We start from the raw sequence: 18,157 nt of genomic DNA, 5'->3' as shown, positions 1-18,157 counted from the left end.
TCTGCTCCTGGTCAGTAGGCGAAGGCGAGCACGTCGTCGCCCTTGTCGGTGGTGTCCTGCTCGGGGGAGTCGTCGCGGTGGACGAGCTCGGGCATCGCGCTCGCGACGCCGCCCCGCACGTACTTCACGATGAGGCCGCCCTCGATGACCGCGAGCACGCCGTAGACCGCCGTGAGGGCGACGGTCGAGAACAGCAGCTCGCCGGCCGTGACGCCCGGGGAGACGGCCGCCGCGGTGAACATGAACACCCCGTCGACGCCGGATGGATCCGGATTGGGGGCGACGACGAACGGCTGGCGGCCGATCTCGGTGAAGATCCAGCCGGCGATGTTGCCCGCGAACGGGGCGATGATGCCGAACAGGGCGAGGTTCTTGATCCCCTTCGAGTCGGGCACCGTGCCGCGCCTCGTGAGGATCAGCGCGATGAGCGCGGCGCCGGCGACGATGCCGCCGAGGCCGATCATGAGCCGGAACGCCCAGTACGTGACCCACATGGGAGGCACGTACTGCACCTCGGATCCGGCGTGGTCGGTGTAGACGTCCTCGGCGGGGATCGTCTCGCCGTACTGGTTCTGGTACTCGGCCTCGAGGTCGCGGATGCCGGGCATCTCGGCGCCCCACTCGTCCGTGGCGAGGAAGCCGAGCAGGCCGTGGATCTCGATGACGGTCGTCACCTGGGAGCAGTCGGTCGTGCCCGGGTCTCCGATCGACAGCAGCGAGAACGAGGATCCCGTGTGGCAGGCGGCCTCGGCGCTCGCCATCTTCATGGGCTGCTGCTCGTACATGAGCTGGCCCTGCCAGTGGCCGGTGATGCCGGTGCCGAAGAAGCCGAGGATCGCGATGACGGCCCCGAGGCGCAGCGATGTGATCCACACCGAGTGGTCGGTCCTGTCGCGGGCCGGGAGGTCGGGGTTCTCGCCGACGACGACGTATCCGCGCTCGTCGAGCGTGTCGATGCCGTCGTGGCGGCGGCGCCACAGGTGGTACCAGGAGATGCCGAGCAGGAACATGCCCGAGACGATGAGCGCGCCGGCGATCGTGTGCGTGGTGGCGGCGAGGGCCGTGTTGTTCGTGAGCACCGCCCAGATGTCGGTCATCACGGGCCGCCCGTCGTCGCCGAGCTCGACGCCCACGGGGTGCTGCATCCACGAGTTCGCGACGATGATGAAGAACGCCGAGATCCAGGATCCGATGACGGCGAACCAGAGGGCGGCGAGGTGCAGCCCCTTGCGGAGGCGGCCCCAGCCGAAGATCCACAGCCCGAGGAAGGTCGACTCGGCGAAGAACGCGAGCAGCCCCTCGAGGGCGAGCGGCGCGCCGAACACGTCGCCGACGAAGCGCGAGTACTCGCTCCACGCCATGCCGAACTGGAACTCCTGCACGAGGCCCGTCGCGACGCCGACGATGAAGTTGATGAGGTAGAGCTTTCCCCAGAACTTCGTCATGCGCAGGAAGCGCTCCTGGCCGGTGCGCACCCACGCGGTCTGCAGGATCGCGACCGTCATGCCGAGGCCCAGCGTGAGCGGGACCATGAGGAAGTGGTAGACGGTTGTGATGCCGAACTGCCACCGGGCGATGTCGAGGGCTTCCACGCGGGGCCTCCTAGGTGAGGGGAAACGCAGGATCTGTGCGGGTGCGGACGCGGATGGCGCTCGCTTCTACACAGCGTAGAACATTTTCGACGCGACGTAGAACTAGTTCGACTCTTCGTAGAAGTTTTTCGACATGCGGTAGAGATCCCCTCGACACGCGGTAGAATAGGACGATCGCGGGGGCCGCGACCGCATCCGCGGCTGACGATAACCCGCATCTGACCGGGGGATCAACGGGTCGCGTCGAACATCTCGACGGGCGGCCGACGGATCCCGCAGAACTCGACGGAAGGTGGGGCGTGGGCACACTGGGGGACCTGGAGCGCACCGTGATGGACGTCATGTGGGACGCCGACACGGCGCTCACGGCGTACGACATCAAGGAGGCCATCGAGGCGCGCCGCGAGCGCGAGATGGCCGCCACCACCGTGCTCACCGTCCTCTCGCGCCTCGAGAAGAAGGGGCTCGTCACCCCCGACAAGTCGGTGCGCCCCCACCGCTACACCGCCGTCCGCTCGCGCGCCGACCACCAGGCCGAGCTCATGCATGAGGTGCTCGGCGACTCCGGCGACCGCACCGCCGTGCTCGCGCGCTTCGTCGGCAGCGTCTCCGACGACGACGCCGCCATCCTGCGCCGCCTGCTCTCCGGCGCCGCGTAAGCGCCGCACCGGTCGGGCCCCGACCGCCCGCGAACTACGCTGGAACCCATGTCATACGGGGCTCTCGCGGCGGGGATCGCGCTCGCGGGCGTCGCCGTGCTGCTCGCCTGGCCCGCCCCGATCGTGCTCTCGCGCGCGGCGTGGCCGGCGCGCGCCCCGGGCCGGGCGCTCCTCCTGTGGCAGGGCATCGCCCTCGCCGGAGGGCTGTCGATGGTGGGCGCCCTCTGGCTGTTCGGCATCGCGTTCTTCCCCGAGCACCCCTGGATCGCCGGGATCCCCCCGGCCGCGCTCGCCGCGTACCTCCTGGGGCACCTCCTCGTGACGATGGTGCAGTTCGAGCGCCAGCGCCGCCGCCACCTGCAGCTGCTGCTGCTCCTGTCCGTCCCGGATCCCGACCGCGAGCGCACGGTCGTGCTCGACGACCAGGCGCCCGTCGCCTACTGCCTGCCGCGGGGGATCGGGTCGGTCACGGTGCTGTCGAAGGGGCTCTTCACGGCGCTCGACGACGACGAGCTCGCCGCGGTCATCGCCCACGAACGCGCGCACGTCGAGCAGCGGCACGAGGTGCTGCTCGTGGCGTTCCGCGCCTGGCGCGCCGCCCTCCCGTGGTTCCCCATGGCGGCGCGCGCCGAGAGCGAGGTCGCCGCGCTCGTCGAGATGCTCGCCGACGACCACGCCCGCCGCACCCAGCCCGACGCCGTGCTCGCCCGCGCGATCCTCACCGTCGCCCAGGTGCAGGGATCCCCGGAGGGCGCGTCGAGCCGCCGCAACCGCCTGCACGACCGCTTCCGGAGGCTCGCCCCGCGGCTCGACGGGCGGTGAGGGCGGGCAGGTGCGTCGCCCGTCTCGCCGACTCGGCGGGCGGGGGATCCGTTCGGGGCGCGGAATCGCACGCTCGGCGCGCCTGCGCCGGTGCGTTTCGGGGATGCGGAGCGCGGCAGGCCTGGCCGAGTCGCGGAAACGCACCGTCAGCGTGCCTCCGCGGGTGCGTTTCGCCGACTCGGAGCGGAGCGGATCCGTTGGGGTCGCGGAAACGCACGCCATGAGGCTCCGGAGAAGTGCGTTTCGGCGACTCGGCGGGGCGGATCCGTTCCCGCCGTTCGCGAGTCGCGGTGCGCTCATCGGTCCGCGCGCTGAACCGGCGTCCGGTGCGTGTCTCGATTCCGGCGGGTATGCGGCGAGCTTTCCCGCGTTTCGTGAGACACGGGGCTCCCGCCCCGGCGTGCGCCGACCGGTGCGGGTATGCGGCGGGCGCCCTCTCGCGTCGCGAGACGCAGCCGACGCCGGAACGTGATGGGCCGACGAGGGCGCCGCGGGTAGTGTGGCGGCGATGAGGATTTCGCGTCGCACGCTGTTCGCGGGCGCCGGGGCCGGCGCCCTCGCGGTGCTGCTCGCGTCGTGCACCGGCGACGACCCCCGGCCTGGCCCGACGGAGCCGCCCGAGCCGACCGCATCGCCCGAGCCGCTCGGCGAGGTGCCGGCCGCGGCGGCGTTCGTGCGCACCCAATGGGCGGAGGATCCGTTCGCGCACGGCGCGCGCAGCGTCACGCCCGCCGGCTCGTCGCCCGTCGACCGGGAGGCGATCGCGCGCCCCATCGCGGATCGCGTCTTCCTCTCGGGCGAGGCGACGAGCGCCGACAAGCCGGGAACGATCGCCGGGGCGATCGAGTCGGGCGAGGCCGCCGCCGCCGCGCTGCTCGAGCGCGCGGAGCCGGGCGAGCGCATCGCGGTCATCGGCGCGGGGCTCGCCGGATCCGCCGCCGCACGCGGGCTCGTCGAGGCCGATCGCGGGCTCGACCTCACCGTCTTCGAGGCGCGCGAGCACACCGGCGGGCGCATGGTCAGCCACGTCGACGAGGAGGAGTGGCCGATCCCGCCGCAGCTCGGCGCGTGGATCGTCGCCGACGACGCGGATCTCGCGGCGCGCTTCGCGGTGCTCGGCGTCGGCACCGTGCCGGTCGGCGAGCAGACCGCCCGCACCGCCGACGGCGAGGCCGAGATGCCCGACCGCGACCTGCTCGCGAAGGCCATCGAGCGCGCGGCGTCCGAGCCGTCGGATCTCACGCTCGACGAGGCGCTCGAGGGTGCAGGGGCCGACGATTCCGACGAGCTCGACGCGCTGCGCGCCGCGATCGCCGCGCTGACGGGAGCCGACCCCGCGACCGCCTCCAGCTGGTTCCCCGTCGCGCTGCCGGGATCCGACCTGCTCGCCGCCGTCAGCGACGTCGCGCCGCTCACCGAGACCGTCCTCGGCGACACCGAGGTGACGTTCTCGTCGCCCGTCTCGGGCGTGGTCTACGACGACACGGGCGTGAGCCTGCGCCTCGCGACCGGCGAGGCGCTCACCTTCGACCGGGTCGTCGTGACCGTGCCCCTCGGCGTGCTGCAGGCCGACGCGATCGAGTTCGAGCCGCCCCTCCCGCTCGAGATCCGCTCCGCGATCTCCGCGCTCGAGATGGGGCAGATCGAGACGATCTGGCTGCGCTTCGACGAGCCGTTCTGGACGACGGAGGCGGGCCTCTGGCACCTCGTGGGTCCCGTGGGCGATGTCGAGGAGACCCCCGAGGACGAGGGCGAGGAGGACGGGGAGGATCCGCCCCCCGTCGTGCGCACCTGGGTGAACCTCATGCCGTCGACCGGCGAGCCGATCCTCGTCGGCGTGATCGGCGGCCCCGACGCCGCGCGCTTCGCGGCCCTCGACGACGACGAGGCGCTCACCCTCGCCTCCACCGCGCTGCAGGCCTTCGCCGCGTAGCGCGCCCGCGCTCGGCCCGGCCGTGCGCGGCATCCGCGCTGTGTCTTCCTGTTCCCGTCTGCCCGCCCGGCTCGGTTCTGCTCGGTTCTGCTCGGCTCTGTCCAGCTCGCGAGCGGCGCAGATGTTCCCGAGTGGCGCAGAAATTGGAGGGGATTCCTGCGCCACTCGCGAGTTTCTGCGCCACTCGCGAGCCGGTGGGGCCGGAGGAACGGATCGGACGGCTGGGCGAGCCGGAGGGGCCGGGCGGGCGCGGGGGAGGACCCCTTCTGTACTCTGTTAACGGATGACGGGAGGGGTGCCATGGCACAGGTGAGGCGCACGGAGCCGCTGGGAGCCCAGGTGGCGGCGATCCTCCGGCAGCGGATCGTCCGGGGCGAGCTCGCCCCGGGGCAGCGGATGACGGAGGAGGCGCTCGCGGAGGAGTTCGGCGTGAGCCGCGGGCCCGTCCGCGACGCGATCACGCGTCTCGGTTACGAGCGCCTCGTCGAGGTGCACAAGCCCCGGGGGATCTACGTGATCGGCCTCGACGACGACGACGTCGAGCAGCTCTACAGCCTGCGGGGCGCGCTCGAGCAGCTCGCGCTGCGCCGCGCGATGACCGTGACCGACGAGAGCCGGTGGGAGCCGATGCTCGCGTGCGTCGAGGAGCTGGCCGTCGCGGCGGACGCGAGCGACCACGAGACGTTCCTGGACGCCGACCTGCGCTTCCACACCCTGCTGTACGACCTCGCGGACCATCCGCGGCTGCGGGCGACGTGGCGCCAGCACCTGCCCCTCTTCGAGGCGCTGCTGCAGGTGACCATCGACCACGACCAGGATCTGCACGAGTCGGCCGAGGCCCACCGCCGCCTCTACGAGGTGCTGCGGGCGGGGGATCCCGTGATCGCCGCGGCCGAGCTGCAGAGCCACCTCGCGGGCGCGGAGCGCCGCATGCGGCTCGAGCTCGACGCGCGCGTCTGAGGCCGCACCCTCTCTCCCGAGCGGCGCAGGAATCCGCGAGCGGCGCAGATATCCACCCGGATATCTGCGCCGCTCGCGAGGATCTGCGCCACTCGCGAGCCCGAGGTGGGTCCGGGGACGCGGCCGACACACCGCCGGGGTGTTGACTGTTAACAGTTAACGTGATGTGATGGCGTCTGCCCGACAACAGAGGTCGGGAGCACAGCCGTAAGGAGCGAAGATGCCCCGCAACCGACTCACCCGAAGCCTCGCCGGAACCGGCGCCGCCCTCCTCTCCGTCGCCGCGCTCGCCGCGTGCTCCGACGGCGGATCCGGGGGCGACGCGGGAGACGACTATCCGAGCGAGGACATCACGCTGATCGTCCAGGCCGCCGCGGGCGGAGGGTCCGACCTCACCTCGCGCGCCCTCGCCGCCGAGCTCGAGCCCCTCCTCGACACCTCGATCGTCGTCGAGAACCGCCCGGGGGCCTCCGGATCCACCGCCATGCAGTACGTGCGCGACGAGGAGCCAGACGGCTACACGATCGGCTTCGTCCCGGTCGAGATCGCCATGCTCGGACACCAGGGCTTCGACGTGCTGCCCGAGGACTACGACTTCATCGGCCAGATCATGCTCGCCCCCGGCGCGCTCGTCGTGCCGAACGACTCGCCCTACGAGACCTTCGAGGACTTCATCGAGGGCGCGAAGGAGACGCCCCTCGCCGTCGGCAACTCCGGGGCCGGATCCATCTGGGAGGCCGCCGCCTTCGGCGTCGCCGACGCGACCGGCGCCCAGCTCGAGTCCGTCCCGTTCGACGGCGGCGCGCCCGCGGTGACGGCGGTCATCGGCGGGCAGATCGACGCGGCGGTCGGCGGCGTCGGCGAGGTCTCCGCGGCGGCGGACGACGGCCAGCTGCGCCCGCTCGCGATCTTCCACGACGAGCGCCACCCCGATCTGCCCGACGTGCCCACGGCGGCCGAGGCGGGATACGACGACCTCGAGTTCGGCGGCTGGGGCGGGATCTACGCCCCGAAGGACCTGCCGGACGACGTCAGGGCGACGCTCGAGGAAGCGGTCGAGGCGGCCGCGACCTCCGACGGCTTCGTCGAGACCCTCGCCGCATCGGGACCGCTTCCCGTGTACCGCGACTCGGCCGAGTTCCAGGAGTTCGTCCTGTCCGAGTACGAGCGCTTCGGCGAGATCCTGGGCAGCCGATGACCGACGCGTCCCCCGACGACGCGCTCGCGGAGCGGGAGGCCGAACAGCCCGGCCTCCCGCCCTCGCGGCCGCTCGAGATCGTCACCGCCGTCGTCTCCCTCCTCGTCTTCGCGCTCGTCACCTGGCTGGCCGGCCGGATCGAGCTGCGCGCCGAGACGGGCGGGATCGACCCGCGGTGGTGGCCCCGCGCGCTGGGCCTCGCCGGCATGGCCGTCTCGGCCGCGCTGCTCGTCGTCGCCGTCGTCCGCACGATCCCACGGGATGACGTCGAGTCGACGACCCGCACCGGGTGGATCCGGCTGGGCGTCGTGCTCGCCGCGACCGCGGCCTTCGCCGTCGCGTGGCCCGCCGTCGGGTTCCTCCCGTCGGCGCTCGTCTACGCGCTCGTGCTCATCGCCGTGCTCGGCGGCCGCGGCTGGAAGACCCTCGTGATCTTCCCCGTCGGCGTCACCGCCTTCATCTACCTGCTCTTCCACACGCTCCTCAAGGTGCCTCTATGAACGCCATCGTCGACGGCCTCGCGCCGCTGCTCGACCTCACGACGATCCTGTGCCTCGTCGTCGGGCTCGTCGTCGGCACGCTCGTGGGCGCCTTCCCCGGGATCACCGGGTCGATGGCGGTCGCGCTCGCCGCGGGCTTCACGCTCACCCTCGAGCCCGCTCAGGGACTCGCCGTGCTGCTCACGATCTACGTGGGCGCGAACTACGGAGACCGGATCCCGTCGATCCTCGTGAACACGCCCGGCACGCCGGCGGCGATCGCCACGACGCTCGACGGCTATCCCCTCGCCAAGCAGGGCAAGGCCGGGCTCGCGCTCGTCGTGTCGTCGATCGGCACGACGGGAGGCATCCTCCTGTCGATGATCCTGTTCATCGCCGTCGCGCGCCCCGTCGCGCAGCTCGCGCTGAACTTCGGCCCGGCCGAGATGTTCTCCCTCGTCGTCTTCGGGCTCACGATCATGATCTCGATCTCGTCGAAGTCGCTGCTCAAGGGCGTGATCGCGGGCGTCGTCGGCCTGACGATCGCGATCGTCGGGCGCGACCCGATCACCGGCGACGGGCGCTTCGTGTTCGGCGTCAACGACCTCAACTCCGGCCTGCCGTTCATCGCCGTGATCATCGGCGTGTTCGGCATCGCCGAGGTGTTCGACCAGATCCTCACCCACCGGGCCTCGGCCGTGCGTCCGATCTCGAGCATGGGCCGCAAGTGGCCCACGCGCGCCGAGTACCGCGAGATGGGAAAGCCCTTCGGGATCGGCTCGGTCGTGGGGCTCATCGTCGGCGTCGTCCCGGCGGCCGGCGGCGACATCGCCGGCATCGTCGGATGGGACCGCGCGAAGCGGGCCTCCAAGCGCCCCGGCCGCTTCGGGAAGGGGTCGCTCGAGGGGCTCACGGCCGCGGACACCGCGTCGAGCGCGACGCTCGGCGGGTCGCTCACGACGACCATGGCGCTCGGCATCCCCGGCGACGCGGTCATGGCCGTGATGATCGGATCGATGATCATCTGGGGCCTGCAGCCCGGCCCGTCGATGTTCGCGAACAACCCCGACCTCGTCGTGACGATGGCGGCGATCATGATCATCGCCACGATCGCGTCGTTCGGCATCAGCCTCCTGCGGATGGGGGCGATGGTGAAGCTCCTCGACCTGCCCGTGCACTACCTCTGGTCGGGGATCCTGATCTTCTGCATCATCGGCACGTACACGACGACGAACAGCATCTACACGGTGTGGGTCATGCTCTGCGCGGGCGTCGTCGGCCTGCTCATGAAGCGCACGGGCTTCCCGCCGGGTCCCGTCGTGCTCGGGCTGCTGCTGGGCCCGCTCGCGGAGTCGAACCTGCGCAGGGCGCTCATCATCGACGGCCCGTCGATCTTCGTCACCCAGCCCATCTCGCTCGCGCTGCTCCTCCTCGCCGCGCTCAGCGTCGCGGCGCCGCTCATCGGCCGCGCCCGCGCGGCACGGCGGGCGCGCAGGGCGGTCTCGTCGTGAGCGGGGGATCCGTCGCCCCCGGTGTGCGGCGGCGATGGGTCGCCGTCGACCACCCCGGATGGGCGCAGGCGCACGCCTCGTCGACGATCGCGCACCGGGACCGGGTGCTCTGCGCCTGGTTCGGCGGTACGCGCGAAGGAACGCCCGACAACAGGATCTGGCTCGCGGCGCGACCCTCCGACGGGGAGTGGGGCGAGCCCCGCCCCCTCGTCGCGGCGGACGTCGCGCACTGGAACCCGGTCCTTGCCGAGGGGCCGAGCGGGGACCTCTGGCTGTTCTTCAAGCGGGGCGAGCGGATCTCGGAGTGGCGCACGCTCGTCATCCGATCCTCCGACGGCGGCGCGACCTGGAGCGCCCCGGAGGAGCTCGTCCCCGGCGACCGCTCGGGCGGGCGGGGTCCCGTGAAGAACCCCCCTCTGCGGCGGGCCGACGGCACCTGGCTCGCGCCCGGATCCGTGGAGGAGTGGGGCGCGCGCCCCACGTGGTCGGCGTTCGTCGACCGGTCGTCGGACGGAGGGCGCACGTGGTCGCGGATCCCCCTCCCGCTGGACCGCGCCCGGCTGCGAGGCGCGGGCGTCATCCAGCCGGCGCTGTGGGAGGAGGACGGCGAGGTCGTCGCCCTGGCCCGCAGCACGGAGGGGAGCGCCTTCCTCTCCCGGTCGCGCGACGGCGAGACCTGGACGCCGCTCGAGCCCACGGCGCTCGCGAACAACAACTCCGGCCTGACGGCGCTCGCCGTCGCGCCGGGTCTCGTCGCCTGCGTGCACAACCCCGTCTCCGGGGACTGGGCGGCGCGATGCCCGCTCTCCGTCTCGCTGAGCCGCGACGGCGGCCGCACCTGGCGCGAGGCCGTCACGATCGAGGACGGCGCGACGCCGGTGCCGGACGAGCCGCTGCTCGCCCCGAGCGCCCCGTCGGGCGCGGGATCCTTCGCGGGCGCCGACAGCGGCGTCGTCACCGACGGATCCGGCGAGTACTCCTATCCGAGCGCCTGCCTCGTCGACGGCGGCCTGCTCATCACCTACACCTGGCAGCGCCGCGGCATCGTCGAGGCGCTCGTCCCCCGCGAGCTGCTCGCGGCGTGACGCCGCCGAGCCCGCACCTCTCTCGAGAAAGAAGAAGCCAGCATGACCAGACGCGACATCCTCACCGCGATCCCCACCTCGTTCCGCGCCGACGGCGCCCTCGACCTCGACGGCAGCCGCGCGATCTTCGAGCACGTCGCGCGCTCGGGCAACGAGGGAGGGTTCGTGCTCGGGACGACGGGGGAGTTCCCGGCGATCGACGACGAGGAGTTCCGGGATCTCATCGCCCAGGCGTCCGAGATCATCGCCCCGACGATGCGGATGGTCGTGCACGTCGGCACGCCCAGCACGTTCGAGTCGCGGCGCCGGGTGCGGATCGCGAAGTCTCTCGGCGCGCGCGAGTTCGCGGCGATCACGCCCTACTACCTGCCGACGAGCGACGACGCGATGGTCGCGCACTTCTCGGCGATCGCCGATGAGATCGGCGACGGCGACCTGTACGTCTACATCTACCCCGCGCGCAGCGGGAACGCCGTGAGCCCCGATCTGCTCGTGAGGCTCGCGGCGATCCCCGGCGTCGTCGGGCTCAAGGCCAGCGAGCTGTCGCTCGAGGAGATCGCCGCCTATCGCGCCGTGGTCCCCGACGGCTTCGTCATCTACACGGGCGCGGACCGCGACCTCGTCGCGGCGGGGGAGGTGGGCGCCCAGGGCGTCGTCTCCGGCGTCTCGTCGGTGCTGCCGAAGCCCTTCCGCGCGCTCGCTGCCGCGGCGGACTCGGGCGACGCCGCGGCGATCGCGGCCGCGCAGGAGCAGGTAGACGATGTCGTGCGCGTGATCGGCGGCGACATGCCCCGCATGAAGGCGGCGCTGCGGCTGCTCGACGTGCCCGCGCAGGCGTCGCGCATGGCCCTCGACGAGCCGGACGAGGCGGCCCTCGCCGAGATCGCGCGGGTCGTCGCCGCGTACCGCTGAGCGCGGGCGGCTCCCGCCGCCCCGCCCGTCCTCCCGTCTCTCGATCGGCGCGGGCATCCGGCCGGATGCCCGCGCCGAGATCGCGCGTTCCGGCGACGCTCGGGAGGGACTGCGGGATCCTTGGACACCTCTCACTTGTTGACAAGTTGTTGACCAAAATAGGTTGACCGTCGGGGATATCGCCTCGTAATCTGGGATCGCACCCCTCATCGGCGACGAAAGTGTCACAACATGTCAGACAAGATGGACATCGAGAACCCCGCGGAGCAGCCCCTGTTCCACCGGGTCGTCGAGGTGGTGCGACGCCGCGGCCTGCGCGCAGGCGACCCCATGCCGAGCGAGGCGCAGCTGTGCCGCGAGCTCGACGCCGGGCGCCAGCAGGTGCGCGAGGCCCTCAGCGCCCTCGAGGCGCTCGGCATCGTCGTCAGCCGCCAGGGAGCGCGGCGGATCTGGAAGGGCTTCGACATGGCCTCCTTCCTCCGCCGCTCGATCTCGCTGCTCGACGACGCTCACGAGGGGGCCAAGGGGCTGCTCGAGGTGCGGCACGCGCTCGAGACCTCGATGCTCCCCGCCGCCGCCCCCCGCCTCGCCCGCGCCGACCTCGACGCCCTCCGCGCCCTCGCGCGCGAGATGGTCGCCAGGGCTGAACGCGGTGAGTCGTTCGCGGAGCTCGACGAGCGGTTCCACCGCGGGCTTCTGGCGCCGCTCCAGAACCCCGCCCTCGACGCGATCCTGCAGTCGTTCTGGGCCGCCTTCGCCGCCGCTCTCCCCGACGACGAGAGCGTCGCGGAGAACCCCGAGATCGCCGCGATGCACGAGCGCGTCATCGACGCGATCGAGGAGGGCGACATGCGTCGCGCCGTGTACGAGCTCGACGCCCACTTCTACGGGGTTCGCAACCGCTTCCCCGACGTCACCTTCGGAGCGGCGAGCGTCCTCGCCGTCTGAGCCCTCGGCTCCCTCGGGAGCAGACCGACCGCGATGTCGCGGTCCCCGGTCGGCGCGCCCTCGCGCCGATCCGTTTCACCGTGCAAAGGAGCGCAAGAGATGACACGTCGACGCCTGGCCGCCCTCGCGGCCGCGGGAGCCATCGTCCTCACCGCAGCGGGATGCTCGGGCGGGGGAGGATCCGCCGGATCCGACGGCCCCGTCCCGATCACCTACTGGCTGTGGCAGGACGACGCCACCGACACCACCTGGAGCGAGCTCGCCGAGCAGTTCAACGCCGAGCAGGACGAGGTCGAGGTGACGCTCGAGACCATCCCCCTCGACCAGTACCAGAACCAGCTCATCACCTCGGCGATGAGCGGGACCGGCCCCGACGCGGCCCGCAGCAAGGACTGGTGGCTCGGACAGTTCGCGCCCGAGGGGGCGATCGCCGACCTCAGCGGGTTCGCCGACGACTGGGACGGCGCCGACGACGTGGTCGACTCGCTCTGGGCCACCGGTCATCTCCCGGGTGAGGACGCCGTGTACATGCTCCCGCACCAGTACACGACGCTCTACCTCTATTACCGCGTCTCCTTCTTCGAGGAGGCCGGCCTCGAGCCGCCCGCCTCCCAGGACGACTTCCTCGCCGTCGCCGAGCAGCTCACCGGAGACGGACGCTTCGCGATCGACGTGCGCGGCGGGGCCGGCGGCCAGGACCAGTGGCTCGCGTGGATGTACGCGGGCGGCGCCGACGTCGTCGACGACAGCGGCCAGGTCGTGCTCGACGACGAGACCGCCGTCGAGGTCAACCAGCGCTACCTCGACCTCACCACCGAACTGGGCGCCGCCCCTCCCGGATCGATCACGGCCGCCTTCGCCGACGTCAAGACCAACTTCGCCGACGGCCTCACCGCGATGATGATCCACCACCCCGGATCCCTGAAGGAGATGCAGGACACCTTCGGCGACGACCTGGGCGTGATCCCGATCCCGACGGGAGACGGGCAGCCGGGCGCGACCCTCGGCTCCATGAGCGGCAACGTCGTCATGGAGGGCTCCGACGCGAAGGAGGCCGCCTGGACGTGGATCTCCTGGCTCAGCGAGCACGACCAGATGGCGACGATGAGCGCGTCGCCCGAGGGCCAGCTCCCGGTGCTCGAATCCGTCATCGACCTGCCCGAGTACAGCGACGACCCGCAGCTCTCCGTCGCGGTCGACGCGATCCCCACCGCCCAGGCGTGGCCCGCCCTGCCCGGCGTCGCCGAGCTCGCCGCCGCGCAGTGGGGGCCGATCATCCAGCAGGCCTTCCAGGGCGAGGTCTCGAGCGCCGACGCGCTCGGGCAGATGGCCGACGTGCTGCGCGCGGAGTGACGCCGTGACTGTCGCACAGGACCAGCGCCCGGCCGCGTCGGGGGCGCGGCCGGGCGCCGCCCGCCGGCGGCCGCGCGGCCCGCTCACCCCCTACATCCTGCTCGCCCCCGCGCTCGTCGTCGTCGGCGTCTTCGCCGCCTATCCTCTGGTGCGATCGATCTGGTTCGCGTTCAACCGGATCTCCCCCTTCTCGGGAGAGCGCAGCTTCGTCGGATTCGAGAACCTCGCCGCCGTCGTGACCGACCCCGGGTTCTCCCCGACGCTCGGCCGGACCGCCATGTGGGTCATCGGCGCGGTCTCGCTGCAGCTGATCTTCGGGCTCTGCCTGGCGCTGCTGCTCGACAACCGCTTCCCCCTCCGCGGCGTCTACCGCGGGCTCATCATGGTGCCATGGGCGACCCCGAGCGTGCTCATCGCGCTCATGTGGAAGTGGATCCTCGACCCCAACAGCGGCATCGTCAACGGCGCCCTGCAGGGCATGGGGATCATCGACCGCCCGATCGAGTTCCTCTCGACCAACGCGACGGCCCTCCCGACGCTCATCATGATCGACGTCTGGCAGGGCGTGCCCCTGTTCGCCGTCATGATCCTCGCCGCGCTCCAGGGCGTGCCCGGCGAGCTCAAGGAGGCCGCGGGCATCGACGGATGCGGGCCGTTCCGGGTGTTCCGCTACGTCGTCCTGCCGGTGATCCTCCCGACGATCCTCATCACCGTCGTCCTGCGCCTCATCTGGACCGCCAACTACGTCGACCTCATCTTCATCCTCACGGGAGGCGGGCCGGGCAACTCGTCGACGACCCTCGCGCTCGAGTCCTACCTGACCGCCTACAAGGCGACCGACTTCGGGCAGGGCGCCTCCTACGCCGTCATCCAGGCGGCCATCCTCGCGATCTTCGTTGTGCTCTACCTGCGCATGACCAACCGGAAGGAGGCGGGACGATGACCACCAGCACCATCGTCACCGGCAGGCCCGTCGCACCGCGCCGGGCGGGACGCGCGCCCATCGGCCTCGTCGCCTCCCGCACCGGCCTCGGGATCGCCCTCATCGGCATCCTGTGCCTCGTGCTCGGCCCCTACGTCGTCATGGCCTTCACCTCGCTCACCCCGCGATCCGAGCTGACGGCCGCCGGCGCGTCGATCATCCCCGACGAGTTCACGCTCGACGCCTACCGCGAGCTGCTGACGACGACCCCGTTCCTCACCTACCTGGCGAACAGCCTCACGGTGGCGGCGATCGCGGTGCCGCTGACGCTCCTCATCGCGACGGGCGCCGCGATCGCCCTCTCGCGATTCGACTTCGCCGGCAAGCGGGGCGTGATGACCGGGCTCCTCGTGGCGCAGATGTTCCCCGCGGTGCTCCTCGTCATCTCCCTCCAGGGCCAGCTGCGCGCCTTCGGACTGCTCGACAGCAAGATCGGCCTCGCCCTCGTGCACGTTGCCTTCGCGACGCCGTTCGCCACCTGGCTGCTGAAGGGGTTCGCCGACTCGATCCCCCGGGAGCTCGAGGAGGCGGGCGCGATCGACGGGGCGTCCACGAGCCAGATCGTGCGGCTGCTCATCCTGCCGCTCCTGCTCCCCGGGATGGTCGCGGCGGGCACCTACTCGTTCATCCTCACGTGGAACGAGTTCCTCTACGCCCTGACCTTCACCGCATCCACATCGACCCGCACGCTGCCGATCGGCCTGCATCTGTTCATCGGCGAGTACCAGATCCGGTGGGATCTCCTCACCGCGGGAGGCGTGCTCTCGGTGCTCCCCGTCATCGTCGGATTCCTCATCGTGCAGAAGCGACTCGTCGCCGGCCTCGCGGCCGGCTCCGTCAAGGGCTGACGCCCGCGGCCCACAGAAAGAGACACACTCCATGAAGATCGACTCCATCGACCTGCAGCTCTCGCGGATCCCCCTCCCCAAGGGGCCGTGGGGCGACCAGATCCACCGCGTGACGCACATCGAGATCCTCCTCGCCGACATCACGACCGACACGGGGCTCGTCGGCACCGGCTTCAGCCACACCTCCGGCGTCGGCGGGCGCATGATGATGGCCGCGCTCGAGGAGCTCGTCCCGACCCTCATCGGGCGCGAGGTCAACCCCCGCGGCGTCTGGCACGACGCCTGGCAGCACCTGCGCGACAACGGGCCGGGCGGCACCACGACGCTCGCGCTCGCCGCGATCGACATCGCCCTGTGGGACCTCCTGGGGAAGCGCTACGGCCTCGCGCTGCCCGACCTCCTGGGGCGCGTCCGCGACCGCGTGCCGCTGTACGGATCCGGCATCAACCTCAACCTCTCGGCGGAGGAGGTCGTCGAGCAGGTGAAGGGCTGGAAGGCGGACGGGTTCTTCGCCGCGAAGGTCAAGGTCGGCAAGCCCGACCTCGAGGAGGATGTCGAGCGGCTCACGAAGATCCGCGAGGCCGTCGGCTCCTACCCGCTCATGGTCGATGCGAACCAGGGGTGGACGTACGGCGAGGCCGTCCGCGCCGTCGAGCGCTTCCGGCACCTCGGGCTCTACTGGGTCGAGGAGCCCCTGCGCGTCGACGATGTCGAATCGCACGCGCGGCTCCGCGCCCGGTCGTCGATCCCCATCGGCCTCGGCGAGAACGTGTACACGCTGCAGCAGTTCAACCAGTACCTCGTGAACGACGCCTGCGACTTCGTGCAGGCCGACCTCGGTCGTGTCGGCGGGATCACCCCGTACATGGACATCGCCGCGCTCGGGCGCGCGTACAGCGCGCCGATGGCGCCGCACTTCGTGGTCGAGCTCAGCGCGGCCGTGCTCTGCGCCGTGCCGAACGCGCTCTGCGGGGAGATGACCGACGGGGGCACGCTCACCGAGCTCGGCGTCATCGCGCCGCAGCCGCCGGAGAACGGGTTCCTCGCGCCGCGGAACGTGCCGGGCACGGGGCTGGAGTACGACCGCGACCGGCTGAGGGCGCACGCCGTCGGAGCGGAGGTCGCGGCATGAGCGACATCTTCGACATCGCGGGGCGGATCGCGCTCGTGACCGGCGGGCTCGGCCAGATCGGCGCCGCCTTCGCGCGCGAGCTGCACGGGAGGGGCGCCCGCGTCGCGGTCGCCTCGCGCGGAGCAGGGCCGGAGCGTCTGGCCGAGGTCTTCCCCGACCTCGCGGGCGACGAGAGGCTCCTCGCCGTGCCGCTCGACATCACGGATCGGGGGAGCGTCGAGGCCGGGCTCGACGCGATCGAGGAGGCGTGGGGCGACTGCCCTGACGCGGTAGTGAACAACGCGGGGCTCGACACGCAGCCGAGCGCGCCCCCTGAGGTCTCCGGCCCGTTCGAGGACTTCCCCGCGGAGGTGTTCCGCGAGGTGGTCGATGTCAACCTCGTGGGCACGTTCCTCGTGTCCCAGGCCGCGGGGGCCCGGATGCGCCGGGCCGGGAAGCCCGGCTCGATCGTCAACGTCGGGTCGATCTACGGCATGGTCTCGCCCGTGCAGGACATCTACGCGTACAAGGAGGAGCAGACGGGCGTGCCGTTCGTGAAGCCCGTCGCCTACTCGGCCGCGAAGTCGGGCGTCTACAACCTCACCCGCTACTGCGCGACCTACTGGGGCCGGCACGGCATCCGCGTCAACACCCTCACGCCCTCCGGCGTGCGCAGGGACACGCAGGACGCGACGTTCCAGGAGAACTACACGGCGCGGATTCCGATCGGGAGGATGGCGGAGCCCGACGAGTTCAACGGCGCGATCGTCTTCCTCGCGTCGGACGCCTCGCGCTACATGACCGGGGCGAACCTCGTCGTCGACGGGGGCTGGACGGCATGGTGACGACGCCCGCCGACATCGCGGTGCTCAGCGCCGCGCTCGCGACGCCCTACGACGCCGAGGGACGCGTCGACCCGGAGCGGATCGGGATGCTCGTCGACGACTACGTCGCCCGGGGCGTCGAGGGCCTCTACTGCTGCGGATCGTCGGGCGAGGGCCTGCTGCTGACCGCGGACGAGCGGGTCGAGGTGGTGCGCGCGGCGTCCGCCGCGGCGGCGGGCAGGGTGCCCGTCATCGCCCACGTCGGGGCGCTGAGCACGCGCGAGGCCGTCGACCTCGCCGTCCGCTCGCAGGACGCCGGCGCGGTGGCCGTGTCGATGGTGCCCCCGATCTACTACCGCTACGGGCCGGAGGCGATCGCCGAGCACTACCGGACCGTCATGGACGCGGTCGACGTGCCGATGATCCTCTACAACATCCCGCAGTTCACGGGCACGGAGTTCGACCCCGACTCGGCCGCGGATCTGCTGGAGGACGAGCGGGTCATCGGCGTCAAGCAGACGGCGCACAACATGTTCCACCTGGAGCGCATGCGCGCCGCGTTCCCCGACAAGGCCTACATCGGCGGCTTCGACGAGGTGTTCGTCGCGGCCGTCGCGGCGGGAGCGCGCGGCGCGATCGGCACGACGATCGGCTTCCAGGTCGAGCTGTTCCTCGCCGCGCGGGAGATGCTCGAGCGCGGCGACCTCGCGGGCGCGCAGCGCGTGCAGAGCCGGATCGGGGAGGTCGTCGCGGAGCTCGTCGACATCGACGTGTTCCCCGCCGCGAAGGAGCTGTCCGGCCTGCCCTTCGGCGGCCTCGGCGACTGCCGGCGGCCGTTCCGCCCGCTGTCGGACGAGCAGCGCTCGCGCGTCGCGCGGCTCGCCGACGTCGTGGCGGAGCACATCGAGACGACGCGGGCGGAGCGGGCGCGGTAGGCGCG

At 71.8% G+C, this 18,157-nt stretch carries 17 protein-coding genes; 16 read left to right on the top strand and 1 reads right to left on the bottom strand.

Annotated features, from left to right (window positions below; genetic code table 11):
• Window positions 1–11: 11 nt before the first annotated feature.
• Window positions 12–1,592: a cytochrome ubiquinol oxidase subunit I gene (locus NHL53_RS01365; RefSeq protein WP_433774386.1), complete on the bottom strand. Its 1,581-nt coding sequence runs from the start codon at window positions 1,590–1,592 to the stop codon at window positions 12–14.
• 299 nt (window positions 1,593–1,891) lie between these two features.
• On the opposite strand from NHL53_RS01365, the gene NHL53_RS01360 reads away from it, so the two are divergent.
• The 16 genes from NHL53_RS01360 (at window position 1,892) to NHL53_RS01285 (ending at window position 18,152) form a co-directional block, all read left to right on the top strand.
• On the top strand, window positions 1,892–2,251 hold the full coding sequence (locus NHL53_RS01360; protein ID WP_433774385.1) for a BlaI/MecI/CopY family transcriptional regulator: 360 nt from the start codon (window positions 1,892–1,894) through the stop codon (window positions 2,249–2,251).
• 48 nt (window positions 2,252–2,299) lie between these two features.
• A complete protein-coding gene (locus NHL53_RS01355; RefSeq protein ID WP_433774383.1) occupies window positions 2,300–3,073 on the top strand; it encodes a M56 family metallopeptidase in 774 nt (257 codons plus the stop codon).
• 508 nt (window positions 3,074–3,581) lie between these two features.
• Window positions 3,582–5,006, top strand: a complete 1,425-nt coding sequence (locus NHL53_RS01350) for an FAD-dependent oxidoreductase (protein ID WP_433774381.1) — start codon at window positions 3,582–3,584, stop codon at window positions 5,004–5,006.
• A gap of 300 nt (window positions 5,007–5,306) precedes the next feature.
• Complete coding sequence (locus tag NHL53_RS01345) at window positions 5,307–5,966, top strand: GntR family transcriptional regulator (protein WP_433774379.1); 660 nt, start codon at window positions 5,307–5,309, stop codon at window positions 5,964–5,966.
• Between the two features lie 220 nt (window positions 5,967–6,186).
• The gene (locus NHL53_RS01340) at window positions 6,187–7,164 is read left to right on the top strand and encodes a tripartite tricarboxylate transporter substrate binding protein (RefSeq protein WP_433774377.1); all 978 of its coding nucleotides are present in this window, start codon (window positions 6,187–6,189) and stop codon (window positions 7,162–7,164) included.
• Entirely contained in the window at window positions 7,161–7,664 is a 504-nt protein-coding gene (locus NHL53_RS01335; protein ID WP_433774375.1) for a tripartite tricarboxylate transporter TctB family protein, read from the top strand. Before NHL53_RS01340 ends, NHL53_RS01335 begins: the two co-directional genes overlap by 4 nt.
• Complete coding sequence (locus NHL53_RS01330) at window positions 7,661–9,154, top strand: tripartite tricarboxylate transporter permease (RefSeq protein WP_433774373.1); 1,494 nt, start codon at window positions 7,661–7,663, stop codon at window positions 9,152–9,154. The genes NHL53_RS01335 and NHL53_RS01330 overlap by 4 nt, the downstream gene beginning before the upstream one ends.
• Entirely contained in the window at window positions 9,151–10,239 is a 1,089-nt protein-coding gene (locus tag NHL53_RS01325) for a sialidase family protein (protein WP_433774371.1), read from the top strand. The genes NHL53_RS01330 and NHL53_RS01325 overlap by 4 nt, the downstream gene beginning before the upstream one ends.
• Before the next feature lie 42 nt (window positions 10,240–10,281).
• Entirely contained in the window at window positions 10,282–11,151 is an 870-nt protein-coding gene (locus NHL53_RS01320) for a dihydrodipicolinate synthase family protein (protein ID WP_433774369.1), read from the top strand.
• Between the two features lie 231 nt (window positions 11,152–11,382).
• Window positions 11,383–12,099, top strand: a complete 717-nt coding sequence (locus NHL53_RS01315) for a FadR/GntR family transcriptional regulator (protein ID WP_433774367.1) — start codon at window positions 11,383–11,385, stop codon at window positions 12,097–12,099.
• A 99-nt stretch (window positions 12,100–12,198) separates the two neighbouring features.
• Window positions 12,199–13,452 carry an ABC transporter substrate-binding protein gene (locus tag NHL53_RS01310; RefSeq protein WP_433774365.1) on the top strand — a complete coding sequence of 418 codons (1,254 nt, stop codon included), beginning with the start codon at window positions 12,199–12,201 and terminating at the stop codon, window positions 13,450–13,452.
• 4 nt (window positions 13,453–13,456) lie between these two features.
• On the top strand, window positions 13,457–14,395 hold the full coding sequence (locus tag NHL53_RS01305) for a carbohydrate ABC transporter permease (protein ID WP_433774363.1): 939 nt from the start codon (window positions 13,457–13,459) through the stop codon (window positions 14,393–14,395).
• Window positions 14,392–15,282, top strand: a complete 891-nt coding sequence (locus NHL53_RS01300) for a carbohydrate ABC transporter permease (protein ID WP_433774361.1) — start codon at window positions 14,392–14,394, stop codon at window positions 15,280–15,282. The genes NHL53_RS01305 and NHL53_RS01300 overlap by 4 nt, the downstream gene beginning before the upstream one ends.
• Window positions 15,283–15,313: 31 nt before the next feature.
• Window positions 15,314–16,414, top strand: a complete 1,101-nt coding sequence (locus NHL53_RS01295; protein ID WP_433774359.1) for a mandelate racemase/muconate lactonizing enzyme family protein — start codon at window positions 15,314–15,316, stop codon at window positions 16,412–16,414.
• A complete protein-coding gene (locus NHL53_RS01290; RefSeq protein WP_433774357.1) occupies window positions 16,411–17,238 on the top strand; it encodes an SDR family oxidoreductase in 828 nt (275 codons plus the stop codon). Before NHL53_RS01295 ends, NHL53_RS01290 begins: the two co-directional genes overlap by 4 nt.
• Complete coding sequence (locus NHL53_RS01285; RefSeq protein WP_433774354.1) at window positions 17,232–18,152, top strand: dihydrodipicolinate synthase family protein; 921 nt, start codon at window positions 17,232–17,234, stop codon at window positions 18,150–18,152. The genes NHL53_RS01290 and NHL53_RS01285 overlap by 7 nt, the downstream gene beginning before the upstream one ends.
• The last annotated feature ends 5 nt before the right edge of the window (window positions 18,153–18,157 follow it).

Origin of the sequence: Microbacterium sp. gxy059 (assembly GCF_050958665.1) — a bacterium.
In the GTDB taxonomy this organism is placed as follows: domain Bacteria; phylum Actinomycetota; class Actinomycetes; order Actinomycetales; family Microbacteriaceae; genus Microbacterium.
This window is presented reverse-complemented; position numbering and strand designations above follow the sequence as displayed.

Coding starts and splice junctions, on each gene's coding strand:
- NHL53_RS01355 (WP_433774383.1), top strand. CDS start 2,300: ATGTCATACGGGGCTCTCGCGGCGGGGATCGCGCTCGCGGGCGTCGCC.
- NHL53_RS01350 (WP_433774381.1), top strand. CDS start 3,582: ATGAGGATTTCGCGTCGCACGCTGTTCGCGGGCGCCGGGGCCGGCGCC.
- NHL53_RS01345 (WP_433774379.1), top strand. CDS start 5,307: ATGGCACAGGTGAGGCGCACGGAGCCGCTGGGAGCCCAGGTGGCGGCG.
- NHL53_RS01340 (WP_433774377.1), top strand. CDS start 6,187: ATGCCCCGCAACCGACTCACCCGAAGCCTCGCCGGAACCGGCGCCGCC.
- NHL53_RS01335 (WP_433774375.1), top strand. CDS start 7,161: ATGACCGACGCGTCCCCCGACGACGCGCTCGCGGAGCGGGAGGCCGAA.
- NHL53_RS01330 (WP_433774373.1), top strand. CDS start 7,661: ATGAACGCCATCGTCGACGGCCTCGCGCCGCTGCTCGACCTCACGACG.
- NHL53_RS01320 (WP_433774369.1), top strand. CDS start 10,282: ATGACCAGACGCGACATCCTCACCGCGATCCCCACCTCGTTCCGCGCC.
- NHL53_RS01315 (WP_433774367.1), top strand. CDS start 11,383: ATGTCAGACAAGATGGACATCGAGAACCCCGCGGAGCAGCCCCTGTTC.
- NHL53_RS01310 (WP_433774365.1), top strand. CDS start 12,199: ATGACACGTCGACGCCTGGCCGCCCTCGCGGCCGCGGGAGCCATCGTC.
- NHL53_RS01300 (WP_433774361.1), top strand. CDS start 14,392: ATGACCACCAGCACCATCGTCACCGGCAGGCCCGTCGCACCGCGCCGG.
- NHL53_RS01295 (WP_433774359.1), top strand. CDS start 15,314: ATGAAGATCGACTCCATCGACCTGCAGCTCTCGCGGATCCCCCTCCCC.
- NHL53_RS01290 (WP_433774357.1), top strand. CDS start 16,411: ATGAGCGACATCTTCGACATCGCGGGGCGGATCGCGCTCGTGACCGGC.
- NHL53_RS01285 (WP_433774354.1), top strand. CDS start 17,232: ATGGTGACGACGCCCGCCGACATCGCGGTGCTCAGCGCCGCGCTCGCG.